This is a genomic window from Intestinibacillus sp. NTUH-41-i26 (genome assembly GCF_032769475.1).
In the GTDB taxonomy this organism is placed as follows: domain Bacteria; phylum Bacillota; class Clostridia; order Oscillospirales; family Butyricicoccaceae; genus Agathobaculum; species Agathobaculum ammoniilyticum.
The window spans coordinates 1,941,233-1,958,791 of record NZ_CP136477.1 but is presented as its reverse complement, the minus strand read 5'-3'; the positions used below and the strand labels follow the sequence as shown (position 1 = coordinate 1,958,791).

The following is a 17,559-nucleotide window of genomic DNA, read 5'->3' as shown; positions in this document are numbered from 1 at the left end:
GCATGGCAACGAGAACGGTAGAAATGGTCGGGGAGCATAAGCTGGAGCAGGTTTTCCTGACAGTAGAAGATCATATTGGCATTTTAACGCTGCACAACCCGCCGGTCAACGCGGCCAGCGGCACGGTGCAGGAAGAGATCATCATGCTGTGCGATTATATCAACCATGATGACGATATATGGGTGTGCATCATGCATTCCGACCTCAAGACGTTTTGTGTGGGCGTTGACATCAAGCGCTTCAAAAAAAGCATTGATGACAAGGACGTTACCAATACGCAGGAGGTATATTACGACGGTGCGCTCGCGTTGTACGAGCTGCGCGTGCCGCTAATCTGCGCGGTGCATGGCCACTGCCTGGGCGGCGGCCTGTGCTATCCGGCCGGCGCGGACATCACGATCGCGGTCAAGGGTACGGTATTCGGCGCGCCGGAGGCAAAGCTTTCGGTCGTCGGCGGCTCGGGCCATCTAGCCCGCATCCTGCCGCCGCAGATCCAGCGCGACATGTGCTACTGCGGCACGTTTATCACCGCGGAGGAGCTGACCAAGTACGGCGGCGTGACCAAGGTTGTCGATACGCTGGATGAGCTAATGCCCGCGGCGATGGACAAGGCGCGTGAGATCTGCAAGCGCGGACCGCTCGTACTGCGTTACCTCAAGGCGTGCATGAACGCACAGGAGGATTTCCAGATGAAGCGCAAGAACGATCTGGAGGTCACCTACACGCGGTATATGGCGCGGCACAAGGACTTCAACGAGGGCGTTACCGCGTTCCTCGAGAAACGCGAGCCGCAGTATACCGGCGAATAAATAGTATATCAGGCTGGCACCCCCCCAGCCTGCATATAAATCTCACTTTTAAGAAAGCGAAGAAAAGAGGTTGTAACATGAAGAAAAGATTACTCGCGGCGCTTCTGGCGTCTGCCATGGCTCTGTCTCTGGCTGCTTGTGGCAACACCGACACCGGTGCGGACAATGGCGGCGATGCAGCGGCTGACGGTGGCTCCTCCAATGAGCCGGTCGTTCTGAAGATGAACTCCATCAAGACCACCTCCGACCCGATGTACGAAGCTTGGTCGAACTTCTGCGACCGCATCAACGAGGCTGCCAACGGCACGCTGGACGTTCAGATCTACCCGTCTGAGTCCCTGGGCGCCACCACCGACGTAATCGAATCCATTTCCAAGGGCGCTGCCGCTATTCAGGACTGCGACTTCTCCCACCTGGCTGACTACGTTCCGGACTATTCCGCGTTCATGATGCCTTACCTGCTCCAGAAGCCGGAAGACGTTGGTAACCTGTGGCTGTCCGACTTGGGCCAGGAGCTTGAGGCTCAGCTCCATGAAAAAGGCATGCGCATTATCACCGCCGTTTACTTTGGCGAGCGCAACTGGCTGACCAAGTCCCCGATGCCGGACCGCGCTGCTGCTTCCACCATGAAGCTCCGCTGCGCTCCGACCAAGATGTGGACCGAAATGGTTAACGTCATGGGCGGCAACGCTACCACCTGCACCTGGTCCGAGACCTATCAGGCTATCAGCCAGGGCGTTGCGGACGGCGCTGAGTCCCCGATCCATATCCTGTACTCCGCGAAGCTGCACGAGGTTGCTAAGTACCTGAACTACACCCGTCACCTGTATGCTCCGACCATCATGGTTATGTCGGAAGAAGTATACCAGTCCCTGCCGGAAGAGGGCAAGAAGGCGATCGACGAGGTCGGCCAGGCTTACCCGGCGCAGGCTATCGAAGAGGTTGAGTCCGTTGTTGGCCCGATGCTCGAAGATATGATCAACGAGGGCGTTCAGGAAGTTTACCCGACCGACGAGGCGATCCAGGAGTGGCGCGACTATTCGTTCGAGCACGTTCCGGAAGCTTTCCCGGAGTGGAGCGACAATCTGGTAGAGCGCATCCAGGAAGCGATCGGCGCGACCGATTCCAGTGCTTCTGCTGATACCGATGCCGCCGCGGATGACGCAGCTGCTGCGTAAAACCTGATTGGTGCTTTCGATCTACTTAATTACGATAAGAATCTAATGATGTAGAACGGTTGTATGCCGCGCCGTTAAAACGGGGGGAACTGGTTTGACGGCGCGGGTATGACTGTTTCATACCCACCTCATGTTGACTCTGACTCTTTTTTGCTACATTCCATTTCGCAAATAGCTTTTTGTGAAAGAAAGGCGTGAATTAATCTGTGAACGAGAACAAACAAGGCTTTTTCAAAAAGTTTATTAACGATTGGGAAATGTACATTGCAAGCGTAGGTTTCGTTGTAATGTGCCTGGCGATTATCATTAACGTATTTTCGCGTTTCGTTATCTCCAAGTCCTTTGCATGGGCGGAAGAGGTATCGTATCTGGGCTTTGCCTATACCGTGTTCTTCGGTGTTTGTACTTTGTATAAGAACCAGGGCATGATCGCGATTGACGTCATTGTGGACCGCCTTCCCAAACTCCCGAAGCGTATTATCTACATCATCAATTTTGTCATCCTGGCGATTGGTAATGCGGTTCTTACCTATTACAGCTTTATCCTCACCGTGGAGGCGTGGGTTCGTCCTACGGCTGCGCTGCGTATTCCGTATACCTTTATGGACCTTCCGGCGCTGATCGGCTTCTTTGTCATGTGCCTGTACTCGCTTCGTTTCCTGTACTGGTCCATCATCGGCAAGGAGTTCGCGGAAACTTCGCTGGAAAACCGCGCATAAGGAAGAATACACGTTTACTATGGAAGGAGGTAAAGAGAAATGTCATTTACAGTATGGTTTCCACTTCTCCTGCTGTTTCTGTTTCTCTTCATGAAAATACCGGTGGCGTTTTCGCTCGCATTCTCCACACTGGTATACTTTATGTTTAACTCGTCGTCTCAGCCGACGGATATTATGGTTCAGAACATGTTGTCCGGTACAACATCGTTCACCTACCTGGCAATCCCGTTCTTTACGGCTGCCGGTGTTATCTTTAACTATTCAGGAATCACAGAACGACTGATGAACCTCTGCGAGCTGCTCGTTGGTAAGTTTGCGGGCGGTCTTGCGCAGGTTAACATCGTTCTTTCCGCTCTGATGGGCGGTCTGTCCGGTTCCGCGAACGCGGACGCAGCGATGCAGTCCAAAATGCTGGTTCCGGAAATGGAGCGCCTGGGCTATTCCAAGGAGTTTTCGACCGTTGTAACGGTTGCATCCTCCTGTATCACCCCGATCATCCCGCCCGGAATCGTTCTGATTCTGTATGCAACTGCGTCGGGCGTTTCCATTCAGGAAATGTTCTATGCCGGCTATTTCCCCGGCTTCCTGATCATGGTTGCTGAAATGGCGCTGGCAGGCATCCAGTCCCGCAAGCGCGGCTATAAGCCCACCCGTGATCGCATCGGTACCGCGAAGGAGTTCGCACAGAACCTGAAGCAGTCTATCTGGGCGCTGTTCCTGCCGTTCGGCCTGATCATGGGCCTGCGTTTCGGCGTGTTCACCCCGACCGAAGCCGGCGCCTGCTGCATCGTTTACGCTCTGTTGGTCGGCGCGCTGATTTACCGCACCATCCATGTCAAGCAACTGCTGCCGATCCTGCGTGAGTCCGTTGAGGCTACCTCCGGCATCATGCTGATCATCTGCGCGTCTATCGCGTTCGGCAAGTTCCTGACTTGGGAACGTATCCCGATGATTATTTCCGAAGCGATCTTGGCGATTTGCCACACGGATTGGCAGTTCCTGCTGCTGGTCAACATCCTGCTCGCTATTGTTGGTATGTTCTTCGAGGGCGGCGCTGCAATGATCCTGCTCGCCCCGCTGCTCGTACCGGCTGCGCAGAGCTTGGATGTAAACCTGATCCACTTCGGTATCGTTATGGCGATCAACCTGACGCTGGCCGGCGTTACCCCGCCGTTCGGCGCGATGATGTTCGTTTCCACCTCGATTACAGGATGTACGTTCTCCGGCTACTGCAGAGAGGTGTGGCCGTGGATCATAATGCTGTTTGCGGTGCTACTGATATTCACTTATGTACCCGGCATTATTCTGTTTGTACCGAACCTGCTCATGGGCTGATAAGACAGATTTGTGTTATAAAAGGTTCCGTCCATCCGGACGGAACCTTTTATCATTAAAATGCGCCGATGCGCCGATGATAAAGTCGTTTTTTGCTTGACAAAGGGCAAAAGGATGTAGTATACTATCTTAGTACCATGTGAGGTTGACATGAAGATTGATTTGCGAAAACTGACCGGCTCGAATACCGTCAGCATCCCGTTTTCCGAAACGCTTGATTTGCGGGAGGAAACGCTGTATGGCGCGAAGCCGTTCCAAAGTCCGGTTCAGATCAGCGGGGAGGTTTCGAACGAGAGCGGCGTCCTGCGGCTGAAAGGGACGATCAAAACGATTTACTCCACCGCCTGCGCCCGCTGTCTGAAGCCGTTGGATATTCTGCTGACAGCCGAGACGGATATGATTTTGTCGGACGACCCTGAGACGGAGGAAGAGGACGATCTTTTCGTGCTGACCGGTGACAGCGTGGATCCTGCGGACGTATTGGTGCCGGCATTGATCCTGCAGGTACAGATGACATATCTGTGCAAGGAGGACTGCAAAGGCCTCTGTCCGCACTGCGGCGCCGACCGCAACGAGGTTGACTGCGACTGCGACAAAAAGCAGATCGATCCGCGTTTTGCCGCGCTGCGCGCCCTGCTCGACTCTGATGAGGACAAGAGCACATAAAACAGTCAAACAAATTGAGAAGATAGAGTAGGAGGTGTATCCACCATGGCAGTACCGAAGAGAAAGGTTTCGAAAGCCCGTCGCGACAAGCGCCGCAACTCCCATTGGAAGCTCTCTTTGCCCGGCATGTCCAAATGCCCGAAGTGCGGCGAGATGAAGCTGGCTCACAGAATGTGCAAGGCTTGCGGCTATTACAACGGCCGTGAGGTTGTCGCCGTTAAGGAAGCGTAAGGCTGAAAACAGAACAAAGGATGGAGAAGGCGGCAACGGCTTCTCCATTTTTTTCGCCCTCGATCGGATCCATGGTTTCGGTCGGGCGTGATGGCGGGTGCGGCCGGATGCGTCCCAGGGGGGAAACGTTCCGGCAAGCGTGAAAAATGCAGAAAGGAGGGCGCTGGATGGCGTCAAAAATTGTCAGTGTGGATGCGGGCAGTCCGGCGGCGCGCGCGGGACTGCGGGCGGGGGAGACTCTGCTGCAGATCGATGGGACAGCGATCCGTGATGTGCTGGATTACAAATTTTACAGCTACGACGCGCGGCTGACGCTCCGCGTGCTGGAAGCGGATGGGGAAAGCGTCCGCGAGGTGCGTGTGCGCAAGCGCGAGGGCGAGCCGCTCGGCCTGAATTTCGAGCATTATCTGATGGACGGGATGAAGCAGTGTTCGAACAAGTGCGTGTTCTGCTTTATCGACCAGCTGCCCCGTGGGATGCGCAAGACGCTCTATGTAAAGGACGACGACGCGCGCATGTCCTTCCTGATGGGGAATTATATCTCCATGACCAACTTGTCGGACGCGGATGTGGACCGTATCCTGCGGATGCATATTTCGCCGGTCAATATCTCGGTGCAGACCACCAATCCGGAGCTGCGCGTCAAAATGCTGCAGAACCGCCGCGCGGGCGAAGCACTTCGGATCATGAAGCGCTTCGCGGAGGGCGGCATCACGATGAATTGCCAGCTCGTCGTGTGCAAGGGGCTGAACGACGGGGAGGAGCTGCGCCGCTCGCTGAACGATCTGAAGAAGCTCTATCCCGCGGTGAATACAATCTCGGTCGTGCCGTTCGGTATGACACGCCACCGCGAGGGGCTGTATCCACTGGAGGCGACGGATAAGCCCTGCGCGGAAGCGATTCTGGATATCGTCGAGCCGTTCGCGCAGGAATGCTTGCGCGAGCTCGGCACGCGCCTGGTCTGGTGCGGGGACGAGCTGTACCTCAAGGCGGAGCGCCCGTTGCCGAATACGGTGTATTACGAGGAGTTTACCCAGTTTGAAAACGGCATCGGCATGCTGCCGTTGTTCATGGAGGAGTTCCGGCTGGCGCTGCCGGATTACGAGGGGCGCGCGGCGCGGCCGTTTACCATTGCGACCGGCACGGCCGCCGCGCCTTCTCTGGCGGTCCTGCTTGACGAGGCGGCCGCAAAATGCGATAATTTAAGCGGCAGAGTCGTGGCGATTCGCAACGATTTCTTTGGGCCGCTGGTCTCGGTTGCCGGACTGATTACCGGCCAGGATCTGATCGCCCAGTTGAAAGGGCGGGACTTGGGCGAGCGCGTGCTGATCTCCGCCAATATGCTGCGGGATGGGGGAGACGTGTTCCTGGATGATTGCACGCCGGAACAGGTGTCGGACGCGATCGGCGTACCCATCGTTCCGGTCGAGATCGACGGCGCGGACCTGCTCGCCAAAATTTTTGAAGATTAGCCCCCGAAAAGCAAAGAGGAGGGAAAGGATATGCCAAAGCCGATTATGGCGATTGTCGGCCGGCCGAACGTCGGTAAATCACAGCTGTTTAACCGCTTGGCGGGCAAGCGCCTGTCCATTGTGGAGGATACGCCGGGCGTAACACGCGACCGGCTATATGCGGAAAGCGACTGGCGCGGACGTGATTTTACCATCATCGACACCGGCGGCATCGAACCGTCAAACGACAACGAAATTTTGCAGTTCATGCGCTTTCAGGCGGAAACTGCGATCTCCCATGCGGATGTGATCGTGCTCATCACCGACCTGCGCACCGGCGTGACCGCGGCGGATCAGGATGTGGCGGCGATGCTGTTGCGTTCGGGCAAGCCGATCGTGCTGGCGGTCAATAAATGCGATAAGCCGGGCGACCCGCCGGCGGAGTTTTATGAGTTTTATAACCTCGGCCTGGGAGAGCCTTACGGCATCTCCGCACTGCACGGTTATGGCGTGGGCGAGCTGCTGGACGCGGCTTACGAGCATTTCCCGCCCGAGGAGGAGGGCGAGGAAGCGTCGGACCGCATCCGCGTCGCGCTGATCGGTAAGCCGAACGTGGGCAAGTCCAGCCTGCTCAACCGCGTGCTGGGCGAGGAGCGCGTGATCGTTTCCAATGTGGCGGGTACGACGCGTGACAGCGTGGACGCCGATCTGGACAACGCGCACGGCAGGTTCACCTTTATCGACACGGCGGGCATCCGCAAAAAAAGCAGGGTGGACGAGAAGATTGAGAAATATTCGGTTATGCGCTCCCTGCTCGCGGTCGAGCGCGCGGATGTGTGCGTCATTATGATCGACGCGACCGAGGGCGTGACCGAGCAGGACACCAAGGTCGCGGGCGAGGCGCATAATGCCGGAAAGGCCTGCATCATTGTGGTCAACAAGTGGGACCTGGTGGAAAAGGACGGCTCCACGATGAAGGAATACACGCTGCGCGTGCGCGAGGGGCTGGCATACATGCCCTATGCGCCGGTGCTGTTCATTTCCGCGCAGACTGGACAGCGCGTGGATAAGCTGTTCGCCCTGATCAAAGCGGTACACGAGCAGAACCATATGCGCATCCCGACCGGCCGCCTGAATTCCATCCTGGCCGAGGCGACCGCGCGCGTGCAGCCGCCGACTGACAAGGGGCGCCGCCTGCGTATCTTCTATATGACGCAGGCATCCACCTGTCCGCCGACGTTCGTCTGCTTCTGCAACGATGCTCGCCTGTTCCACTTCTCCTACCAGCGGTATCTGGAAAATCAGATCCGCGAGGTGTTCGGACTGACAGGCACGCCCGTGCGCATGGTGATCCGTGAGCGCGGGGACAAGGATTAAATTAATTTCTTGGGGGACGACAACATGACATTGACGCAATTTGCCATCATCGCGGTGTGCGGCTACCTGCTGGGTTCGCTGAGCTTTGCAATCATCGTCAGCAAGGTAACGCTCGGCAAGGATATCCGCAACTATGGCAGCGGCAACGCCGGACTGACCAACGCCTACCGCACAATGGGGGCGGGCAAAACGCTGTTCGTGTTGCTGGGGGACATTGCAAAGGGCGCGGCGGCAATCTCGATCGGCGCGCTTCTGGTTGGACCGGTCGGCAAGCTGGTGGCCGGTATTTTCGTGATACTGGGGCATATGTTTCCTGTGTACTTTGGCTTCCGCGGGGGAAAGGGCGTGCTGGTCGGCGCGGTCATGTTGCTCCTGTTCGACTGGCGCATTTTCCTGATCGCGTTCGTGCTGTTTTTCCTGGCGGTTGCGGTGACGCGCTGGATCTCGCTTGGCTCGATTCTGGGCGCGGTCAGCTTCCCCATTACGACCCTGCTGTTCTACCGCGATTCGGTTTTGACCGCGATGGCATTCGGTATGGCGGTGGCGGTCATCTTCATGCACCGGAGCAATATCATGCGTATGCTGCACGGGGAAGAGAACAGGTTTTCCTTCAAAAGTAAAAAGACCATTGAGAAAATAGCTTCCGATGGAGAGGAGAGCGGAAAATGAAGGTTTTTGTATTGGGTACCGGCGGCTGGGGCATTGCGCTGGCTATGCTGCTGCACCATAACGGCCATGCGGTGACCTCCTGGACCTTTTTTCAGGAGGAATGCGACCTGCTGCATCGCGAGCGGGCAAACGAAAAGCTGCTGCCAGGGGTGAGGATTCCAGAGGGGATCACGGTCACGACTGATATGTCGGGCGCGGCGGAAGCGGACCTGGTGGTGATGGCCGTCCCGTCCTTTGCCGTGGCTTCGACCGCGGAGCAGCTCTCCCGCATCGTTCCAGCGGGTACGGTGATCGTCAATGTGGGCAAGGGGCTGGATTCCCAGCACGGCTACTGCCGCTTCTCGGAAACGATCGACCGGGCGATGGGCGGCCGCAATCCCGTGGTAGCGCTGACCGGCCCGACCCACGCGGAGGAGGTGGCCCGTGGGGTGCCGACCGCGATTGTTGCCGCATCAGCGAGCAGGGCGGCGGCTGAGCTGACGCAGGCTGCGTTTATGAACGATACCTTTTTCCGTGTGTACACCTCGTCCGACCTGGTCGGCTGCGAGCTGGGCGGCGCGTTCAAAAACATTATCGCTCTTGGCGCGGGTATTTCGGATGGCTTGGGCTTGGGGGATAACTCCAAAGCCGCGTTTATGACGCGCGGCCTGACCGAGATCGCCCGTTTGGGGGTTACGCTCGGCGCCAAGCAGGAGACCTTCGCGGGGCTGTCCGGCGTGGGGGACCTGATCGTTACCTGCTGCTCAATGCATTCGCGCAACCGCCGCGCGGGTATCCTGATTGGGCAGGGCAAGACCGCACAGGAGGCAATGCAGGAGGTCGGCGCGACCGTGGAGGGCTATTACGCGACCGAAGCCGGCTACCGCCTGGCCCAGCAGCAGGGGGTGTCCATGCCGATCACCGAGGCAATGTATGAGGTGCTGTATAACGGCCTGTCCGCTAAGGAAGCCATACGCATGCTCCTGGGGCGCCCACGGCGCGGGGAGCATGAGGAAGTCTGGTTCCACTAAAAATTAATAGGTAGAATAAACAATAAGAAAAGTATTTCCTGTTGCATTTTTTGCCACAAAAATTCTTTACTTTTTCACGCTCTTTTTGTATAATGATACCATAGCTTATGCTAAAATTTGTAAGGTCATAAGGAGAAAGAGTATGAAAAAGAACATGACGAAGCGTTTGCTGGCCGCGCTGCTGGCGGCGGTAATGGCGTTATCGCTGGCTGCGTGCAGCGGCGGGGACAACGCCGGCAGCGGGGATCAGGCGGCGTCGGCCGCGCTGACCGAGGAGGAATACCAGCAGGCGGTAGAGGATCTGGGCGCGGAGATGACCGAGATCCAGAACAATGCCAGCACCGCAATGACCGATCCGGAGTCTGCGAAAGAGGTTCTGGAGTCCATGAAGGCACCGCTTAACGACTTTATCGCAATCACCCCGCCGGAAGCCTATGCGGCGGGACACGAGAAGATGCAGTCCGGCTGCCAGTCGATGATCGATTTTATCGATACAGTCGTGGCAATGACGGAGGAAACCGACCAGACCAAGCTGACGGAGCTGGTATCCCAGATGGATGAGCAGCTGCGTACCGCTGTCAACGATATGGCGGAAGGCGCGAGCCTGCTGGATGAGGCGAGCAATTAACCGGCTGCCGGAAACCGTTCACCAAAAAGGCACCCCATAGGGGTGCCTTTCGTTTGCACTTTACCTTGCGGTTTGGTATAATATTATATATTGCTTTTGCTTTGCTTGGAGGAAAAGGATGGAGCACCGTATCAACATCAACGAATGCGCGGCGGCCCTTCGTAAAGCCGCGCCAGAGATAGATATTGCGATTAACGAACCCATGAGCCGCCACACTACCTTTGCGATCGGCGGACCGGCGGACCTGTTTGTCATGCCGAAAACCATTGCGGAACTGACGACCGCCCTTTCCGTGGTGCGCGAACATGAGCTGCCGCTGCTGGTGCTGGGGAACGGGTCGAATATGCTGGTTTCGGACGATGGCGTGCGCGGCACGGTCATCTGTACGATCGGGCTGGACGAGGTGCGCGTCGGCGAGGACTGTCGGGTCACTGCGGAAGCGGGCGCGCTGCTCAGCCGTGTGGCACGGCGCGCACAGCGCGCGGGGCTGACCGGAGCGGAGTTTTCCGCCGGCATCCCGGGCAGCTTGGGCGGCGCGGTATTTATGAACGCCGGCGCGTATGACGGACAGATGGCGGGCATTGTGGAAAAAACCGAGTATCTGGACGGAGTGGGCGCGCGGCATGTGCTGGAGGGGGAGGCGCACGGCTTCGGCTACCGGCGCAGCGCTTTCCGCGCCCATCCAGAATGGACGGTGTTGCGTTCAACGCTCCGGCTGCGGCCGGGTGACCCCACCGCGATCCAGCTCAAAATGGCCGACCTTGCGCAGCGGCGGCGGGATAAGCAGCCGCTTAACTATCCATCGGCGGGTTCGACATTCAAGCGGCCGGAAGGGTATTTTGCCGGACGGCTGATCGAGGACGCGGGGCTGAAAGGGGTTTCCGTCGGCGGGGCGCAGGTATCGGAAAAGCATGCGGGCTTTCTGATCAACCGCGGCGGTGCGAGCTGCGACGATATGCTGCGCCTAATCGAGCTGGTGCAGAGCCGCGTGCGGGAGGCATTCGGCGTGGAATTGGAATGCGAGGTCCGGATCATCCGGTAAGCATGGACGAATGGGCAAGGGGGATGAATCGATGTATTTTTTGATTGTTTCGGGTATGTCGGGCGCGGGCAAGAGCCGCGCGGTCGCCACGTTTGAGGACCTGGGGTATTATTGCGTGGATAACCTGCCCATCGCGCTCATCCCGCGCTTTGCCGAGATATGCCTTGCCGCGACTGAGCGGTACGAGCGCGTCGCGCTTGTGACCGATGTGCGCGCGGGCGGGGATTTCCAGCAGCTGTTCGATTCGCTGGACTCGATCAAGAGCATGGGCTGCGACTACCGGATCCTGTTTCTGAATACGGATACGCCGACGCTGATCCGGCGCTTTAAGGAAACCCGCCGTAAGCATCCCCTGATGGAGAAGGGTATTGGCATGACGGCTGCGATCGAGAAGGAGCGCAGCATGCTGGCCGCGCTACAGAGCCGCGCGGATTTTGTGGTCGATACGACTGGACTGTCCGCAGCGGGGCTGCGCGAGCGCCTGCTCGCGCTGTTCGCGGGGACGGATGGCGGCGGCGCGTTCGAGGTGATCGTGCAGTCGTTCGGCTTCAAATACGGCATCCCGCCCGAGTCCGATCTGGTGTTTGATGTGAGGTTCCTGCCCAACCCCTATTATGAGATGAGCCTGCGCGAGAAAAACGGTACCGATCCGGAAGTGCGCGACTACGTGTTCCAGGGCGGCATGGCGGATGAGCTGATGCAACATTTGACCTCGACAATCGATTTTCTGCTGCCGCGGTATGTGGCGGAAGGAAAAGCGAACGTAATCATCAGCATCGGCTGTACTGGTGGGAAGCACCGCTCGGTCGCGATTGCGGAGGCGCTTTCCGAGCATCTGCGCGGTCGGGACTACGGCGTGGTCACCATGCACCGCGATTATCAGCGCTGATTGACAGATAAAGGAGCGGTCCATGTCCTTTTCAACCGAAGTAAAGGCCGAGCTGTGCCGCGTTTCCATGCAGCGTGCGTGCTGCACGCGGGCGGAAGCTTACGGCGTGTTGCTGCACGCGTCGGTATTTTCCCATAAAGAGATACGGCTGTCCACGGAAAACGTATTTGTGGCGCGCCGGCTGCAGGCGCTGCTGCAGCGTGCGTTTTCCGTGGACTGCGCGCCGCAGCGGGCGGGGCGCAAGCTACAGCATACTGTCGGGGAGCCAGCGCAGATCGCGCGGATCTTTGATGTGCTGGGATATGACCTGAAAAGCCACCTCGCCTACCATCTCAACCGGAACGTGCTGGAAAACGACTGCTGCGTCGCTGCTTTCCTGCGCGGCGCGTTCCTGATGGCGGGTACGGTGGCGGGGCCGGATAAAAAAAGCCATCTGGAGCTGAAAGCCGGCCGGCAGAGCCTTGCGGGGGAGGAGACAAGCCTGCTGCTCGATTTGGGGCTGTCGCCCAAGCAGGCGCGCCGCGGTAATTCCTGCCTCCTGTACTTTAAGGAGGGCGCGAGCGTGGAGGATTTCCTGACCCGCATCGGTGCGCCGCGCGCGGCGATGGAGCTGATGCAGGCCAAGGTGGAAAAGAATATCCGCAACACGATTAACCGGCAGGTTAATTGCGAGACTGCGAACCTGATGAAAGCGGCGGACGCTTCCGCGCGCCAGGTCGCCGCGATCCGCGCGGTGCTCGACCGGCGCGGGGAGGAAGCCTTTCCGGAAGCGCTGCGCGAAACCGTCCGCTTGCGGCTGGCTTATCCGACCGACAGCCTGGCCGAGCTTGCACAACGCTTCGACCCGCCGATCTCCAAGCCGGGGCTGAGCCACCGGCTGAAAAAAATAACGGAATTTGCGTCAAAGGAGGACTAAATGGTACCGTTTGCGCACCTGCATGTGCATAGTGAATACAGCCTGCTGGACGGCGCGTGCCGGATCGAGGGGCTGGTGGAGAGAGTGGCCGAGTTGGGGCAGACCTCATGCGCGCTGACCGATCACGGCGTGATGTATGGCGTGATTGATTTTTACCGCGCCTGTAAGGCCAAGGGCATCCATCCGGTGATTGGCTGCGAGGTATATCTGGCGCCGCATTCGCGTTTTGAGCGCAGCTATGTGAATGGTGAATGGCACAGCCATCTGATTTTGCTGTGCGAGAATATGACCGGCTACCGCAACCTCATCCATATGGTGTCGCTCGGCTTTTCCGAGGGCTTTTATATGAAGCCGCGCATCGATATGGACCTGCTCCGGCAGCACAGCGAGGGCCTGATCTGCCTGTCCGCGTGCTTGGCGGGCGTGATCCCGCGCGCGCTGGCCGAGGGCGATATGGACGGCGCCTATGAGCTGTGCGAACAGTTTTTGGATATTTTTGACCGCGACCATTTCTATCTCGAGGTGCAGGACCATGGCATCGAGGTGCAGAAAAAGGTAAACGAGGGGCTGTATCAGCTCGCAAAAGAGCTGGATATTGGTTTGGTCGCCACGAACGACGCGCACTATCTGACCAAACAGGACGCAAAAATACAGGACGTGCTCATGTCCATCCAGATGGGCAAGACGGTGGACGACCCCACCCGCATGAAGTTTGAGACGCAGGAGTTTTATATCAAGGACGCGGACGAGATGGCCGCACTGTTCCCAGAGCATCCGGAAGCGCTTGCGAACACCGTCAGGATCGCGGAGCGCTGCCAGGTCGAGTTTGAGTTTGGCAAGTACCATCTGCCGGAATTCGATGTGCCGAAGGGGTATGGCGCCCTGCAGTACCTGCAGAAGCTGTGCGACGAGGGCTTTGCTAAACGCTATCCGGATGACGACGGCACGGTGCGCGCCCGCCTGCAGTATGAGATCGATATGATCGCGCAGATGGGCTTTGTGGATTATTTCCTGATCGTTTCCGACTTCATCGGCTATGCCAAGAGCAACGGTATCCCCGTCGGGCCGGGGCGAGGCTCGGCGGCGGGCTCGATCGTTTCCTACTGCCTGGGCATCACCGACCTGGACCCTATCCACTATTCTCTGTATTTTGAACGCTTCCTCAATCCGGAGCGCGTTTCCATGCCGGATATAGACGTGGATTTTTGTTATGTGCGTCGGCCGGAGGTGATTGAGTACGTCACCGAAAAGTACGGCAAGGACCGCGTAGCGCAAATCGTCACGTTCGGCACCATGGCTGCGCGCGGCGCGATCCGCGATGTGGGACGCGCGCTGTCAATCCCGTATAACGAGGTGGACGCGGTTGCCAAGCAGGTGCCAAACGAGCTGCACATCACGATCAACAAGGCGCTGGCGGTTAATCCAGAGCTGAAAAAGATGTATGACGAAAAGCCGCAGGTACGCGAGCTGATCGATACCGCCCGCGCGCTCGAGGGAATGCCGCGGCACGCTTCGACCCACGCGGCGGGCGTGGTCATTACCAAGGATCCGGTGGATACCTATGTGCCGCTTGCGCGCAACGATGAGCAGATGGTCACCCAGTTCACCATGACCACGCTCGAGGAACTGGGGCTGCTCAAAATGGACTTCCTCGGCCTGCGTAACCTGACGGTGATCGCGGACGCAGAAAAGATGATCCGCCGCCATGTGCCGGATTTTAACATCGAAACCGTGGATATGAACGACAAGGCCACTTATGAGATGCTCGGCCGCGGCTCAACGATGGGAGTGTTCCAGCTGGAAAGCGCGGGTATCACCAACGTCGTCACCGGCCTGCGCCCCGCGTCCATCGAGGATATCACCGCGGTTGTGGCGCTGTACCGGCCGGGGCCGATGCAGTCCATCCCGCGCTATATCGAATGCCGCCACCATCCGGAAAAGGTGACCTATAAGCACCCGCTGCTCGAACCGATCCTGAAAGTCACCTATGGCTGCATGATCTATCAGGAGCAGGTCATGCAGGTGTTTCAGAGCCTGGCGGGTTACTCGCTCGGCAAGGCGGACATGGTGCGCCGCGCGATGAGCAAAAAGAAGATGAAGGAGCTTGAGAAAGAGCGCGTCAATTTCATCCACGGCAATGAGACGCTTGGCATCGACGGCGCGGTCAAACGCGGCGTGCCGGAGCACATTGCGGCAGGCCTGTTCGACGAGATCATGGACTTTGCCAACTATGCGTTCAACAAGGCCCATGCGGTGTGCTATGCGGTTGTTTCCTTCCGCACGGCCTATCTCAAGTGCCATTATCCGCGCGAATATATGGCAGCGCTGCTCACCTCCGTGCTGGACTGGTCGGACAAGATTTCCGAGTATATCCAGGCCGCGCGTGAAATGGGGATTCGGGTGTTGCCGCCGGATGTGAACGAGTCGTTCGATGGGTTTTCGGTTTCCGGACGGGACATCCGCTTCGGCCTTGCTGCGGTCAAGGGCGTCGGCCGGTCGTTCATGAAGCAGCTTGTGGAGGAGCGCGAGACAGGAGGGCTGTTTTCGTCGTTCCAGGATTTTTGCGAGCGCATGTACGATCGGGAACTGAACCGGCGTGCACTCGAAAGCCTGATCAAAGCCGGCTCATTCGATTCCATGGGATACCGGCGGAGCCAGCTGCTGCAGATTGTGGGCGCGGTGGTGGATGCGATCGCGCAGAGCCGCAAGAAAAACATTGAGGGGCAAATGGACCTGTTCGGCATGGGAAATGACGAGGTGCAGGATACGCAGATCGCCCTGCCCGATATCCCCGAGGCGGGCAAGCGAGAGCTTCTGGCAATGGAGAAAGAAACGACCGGCCTGTACCTGTCCGGTCATCCGATGGACGAGTATCGGGAGCTGGCGAAAAAAGCAGACGCGGCCTCCATCCGGAAGATCATCGACGATCTTTCGGGGGAAAGCACCCAGCCCGCCTATAAGGATGGAATGACTGTGCGGCTGGCGTGCGTTATCACCTCTGTGCGGCTCAAATCCACCAAAAACGGCTCGATGATGGCATATGTGACGGTGGAGGATGAGTCCGCGTCGATTGAGCTGATCGTGTTCCCGCGCTCGCTGCAGCAGTGCGGCGCCTATTTGACCGAGGACAGCGCGGTACTGCTTACCGGTAAGATCGACGCGCGCGAGGATGAAGCGCCCAAGGTGCTGCTGAACGAAGCGCAGCCGCTGACCGAAAGCGCAGTGAACAGCATGCTCGCACAGCAGAACCCGCAGCGGTCGGTATATACCGACCAGCAGGCGGCGCGGCTTGCGCCGCAGAAGCTGTTCCTGCGCATTGACAGCATGGGCAGCGACGAATGGCCGCAGATCAAGGCCATACTACTGGCGCAGCCAGGCGATACGCCGGTTTATCTCTATCCCACGGACACTAGGAAAAAAACGCTGGCCAAGCGGGAATACTGGTGCCAGCCGGATGTGCCGCTTTTGGAAAAATTACGCTTCCTCTTGGGCGAGGAAGATGTTATAATGCAGTAGGGAACCGGACAAGGCTCCGCCATGTAAGGCAAATATTATTTTGAGAAGCAACCGATACAGGAGGCTCATTATGGACAAACAGATTCGCAGAATTGGCGTGCTCACCAGCGGCGGCGACGCGCCGGGCATGAACGCATTGATCCGTGCGGTCGTCCGCACCGCTTCGGCGCACGATATCTCCGTGCTTGGCATCCGCCGCGGCTACAGCGGCCTGATTAACGGCGATATCATCGAGATGGCGGCGCGCAGCGTGGACGGGATCATCCGCAAGGGCGGCACGATGCTGTATACCGCCCGCTGCAAGGAGATGCTGACCGACGAAGGGCTGCAGAAGGCGGCGGATACCTGCCGTTATCTGGGGATCGACGGACTGATCTGCTGCGGCGGCGACGGTACGTTCCGCGGGGCGCAGGCGCTGTCCCGCAAGGGCGTACCCTGCATCGGCGTGCCGGGTACGATCGATAATGATATCGTGTGTACTGATTACACGATCGGCTTTGACACGGCCTGCAATACTGCGATTGAATGTATCGATAAGCTGCGCGACACCATGCAGTCGCATGAGCGCTGCTCGGTCGTTGAGGTCATGGGGCGCCGGGCGGGTCATTTGGCGCTGCACGTTGGCTGCGCGGTCGGCGCTACCGCGATCTGCCTGCCGGAGCGCGAGCTGAACTTTGATGTTGATATCATCGAGAAGATGCGCGTCGGGCGCATCAAGGGCCGCAACCACCATATTATTATTGTGGCGGAGGGCTATGGCGCCGCGCAGGATGTTGCCGACCGGATTCATGAGGCGACCGGCATCGATACGCGTGTGACCATCCTTGGCCACATCCAGCGCGGCGGTTCCCCGTCCGCGCGTGACCGCGTGATGGCGACCCGCATGGGCTATGAGGCGGTGATGGCGCTGGAGGCGGGCAAGACCAACCGCGTGATCGTGTTCGATGATAACCGCGTCACCGACTTGGACATCGAGGAAGGGCTTGCGCGCCAGAAGGACCTGGAGCAGGATCTGTTTGTGGCGCAGCAGACGGTAGCGATCTGACATGCCGCAGACAGTCTTGATTACCGGCGGTTCACGTGGTATTGGCGCCGCGTGTGTGCAGGTATTTGCCGATGCGGG

16 protein-coding genes and 1 pseudogene are annotated in these 17,559 nt (G+C 58.3%); all 17 read left to right on the top strand.

Annotated features, from left to right (window positions below; all coding sequences use genetic code 11):
* Positions 1-2 precede the first annotated feature (2 nt).
* Positions 3-809 carry an enoyl-CoA hydratase/isomerase family protein gene (locus RX717_RS10065; RefSeq protein ID WP_107631963.1) on the top strand — a complete coding sequence of 269 codons (807 nt, stop codon included), beginning with the start codon at positions 3-5 and terminating at the stop codon, positions 807-809.
* A 77-nt stretch (positions 810-886) separates the two neighbouring features.
* Entirely contained in the window at positions 887-1,987 is a 1,101-nt protein-coding gene (gene dctP / locus RX717_RS10060) for a TRAP transporter substrate-binding protein DctP (RefSeq protein WP_107631964.1), read from the top strand.
* Between the two features lie 206 nt (positions 1,988-2,193).
* On the top strand, positions 2,194-2,706 hold the full coding sequence (locus tag RX717_RS10055) for a TRAP transporter small permease (protein WP_107631965.1): 513 nt from the start codon (positions 2,194-2,196) through the stop codon (positions 2,704-2,706).
* A 39-nt stretch (positions 2,707-2,745) separates the two neighbouring features.
* The gene (locus RX717_RS10050) at positions 2,746-4,041 is read left to right on the top strand and encodes a TRAP transporter large permease (protein ID WP_054327281.1); all 1,296 of its coding nucleotides are present in this window, start codon (positions 2,746-2,748) and stop codon (positions 4,039-4,041) included.
* Between the two features lie 150 nt (positions 4,042-4,191).
* On the top strand, positions 4,192-4,707 hold the full coding sequence (locus RX717_RS10045; protein WP_054327282.1) for a YceD family protein: 516 nt from the start codon (positions 4,192-4,194) through the stop codon (positions 4,705-4,707).
* Positions 4,708-4,752: 45 nt separating this feature from the next.
* Positions 4,753-4,938, top strand: a complete 186-nt coding sequence (rpmF, locus tag RX717_RS10040) for a 50S ribosomal protein L32 (protein WP_054327283.1) — start codon at positions 4,753-4,755, stop codon at positions 4,936-4,938.
* Positions 4,939-5,105: 167 nt separating this feature from the next.
* Positions 5,106-6,410 carry a DUF512 domain-containing protein gene (locus RX717_RS10035; protein ID WP_054327284.1) on the top strand — a complete coding sequence of 435 codons (1,305 nt, stop codon included), beginning with the start codon at positions 5,106-5,108 and terminating at the stop codon, positions 6,408-6,410.
* Positions 6,411-6,440: 30 nt separating this feature from the next.
* The gene (der, locus tag RX717_RS10030; protein WP_107631966.1) at positions 6,441-7,766 is read left to right on the top strand and encodes a ribosome biogenesis GTPase Der; all 1,326 of its coding nucleotides are present in this window, start codon (positions 6,441-6,443) and stop codon (positions 7,764-7,766) included.
* A gap of 24 nt (positions 7,767-7,790) precedes the next feature.
* The gene (plsY, locus tag RX717_RS10025; RefSeq protein ID WP_054327286.1) at positions 7,791-8,435 is read left to right on the top strand and encodes a glycerol-3-phosphate 1-O-acyltransferase PlsY; all 645 of its coding nucleotides are present in this window, start codon (positions 7,791-7,793) and stop codon (positions 8,433-8,435) included.
* Positions 8,432-9,445 (top strand): NAD(P)H-dependent glycerol-3-phosphate dehydrogenase, encoded by a 1,014-nt coding sequence (locus RX717_RS10020; protein WP_107631967.1) that lies wholly within the window; start codon positions 8,432-8,434, stop codon positions 9,443-9,445. Before plsY ends, RX717_RS10020 begins: the two co-directional genes overlap by 4 nt.
* 142 nt (positions 9,446-9,587) lie before the next feature.
* Positions 9,588-10,073 (top strand): DUF6376 family protein, encoded by a 486-nt coding sequence (locus RX717_RS10015; protein ID WP_054327288.1) that lies wholly within the window; start codon positions 9,588-9,590, stop codon positions 10,071-10,073.
* Positions 10,074-10,191: 118 nt separating this feature from the next.
* Positions 10,192-11,115 (top strand): UDP-N-acetylmuramate dehydrogenase, encoded by a 924-nt coding sequence (gene murB, locus RX717_RS10010; protein WP_107631968.1) that lies wholly within the window; start codon positions 10,192-10,194, stop codon positions 11,113-11,115.
* A 31-nt stretch (positions 11,116-11,146) separates the two neighbouring features.
* On the top strand, positions 11,147-12,004 hold the full coding sequence (gene rapZ, locus RX717_RS10005; protein WP_107631969.1) for an RNase adapter RapZ: 858 nt from the start codon (positions 11,147-11,149) through the stop codon (positions 12,002-12,004).
* A 22-nt stretch (positions 12,005-12,026) separates the two neighbouring features.
* On the top strand, positions 12,027-12,920 hold the full coding sequence (gene whiA / locus RX717_RS10000; protein WP_054327290.1) for a DNA-binding protein WhiA: 894 nt from the start codon (positions 12,027-12,029) through the stop codon (positions 12,918-12,920).
* Entirely contained in the window at positions 12,921-16,436 is a 3,516-nt protein-coding gene (locus tag RX717_RS09995; protein WP_054327291.1) for a DNA polymerase III subunit alpha, read from the top strand.
* Between the two features lie 70 nt (positions 16,437-16,506).
* Positions 16,507-17,481 carry a 6-phosphofructokinase gene (gene pfkA, locus RX717_RS09990; RefSeq protein ID WP_054327292.1) on the top strand — a complete coding sequence of 325 codons (975 nt, stop codon included), beginning with the start codon at positions 16,507-16,509 and terminating at the stop codon, positions 17,479-17,481.
* Between the two features lies 1 nt (position 17,482).
* Positions 17,483-17,557, top strand: a pseudogene (locus RX717_RS09985) (3-oxoacyl-ACP reductase); the annotation flags it as partial.
* Positions 17,558-17,559: the final 2 nt, after the last annotated feature.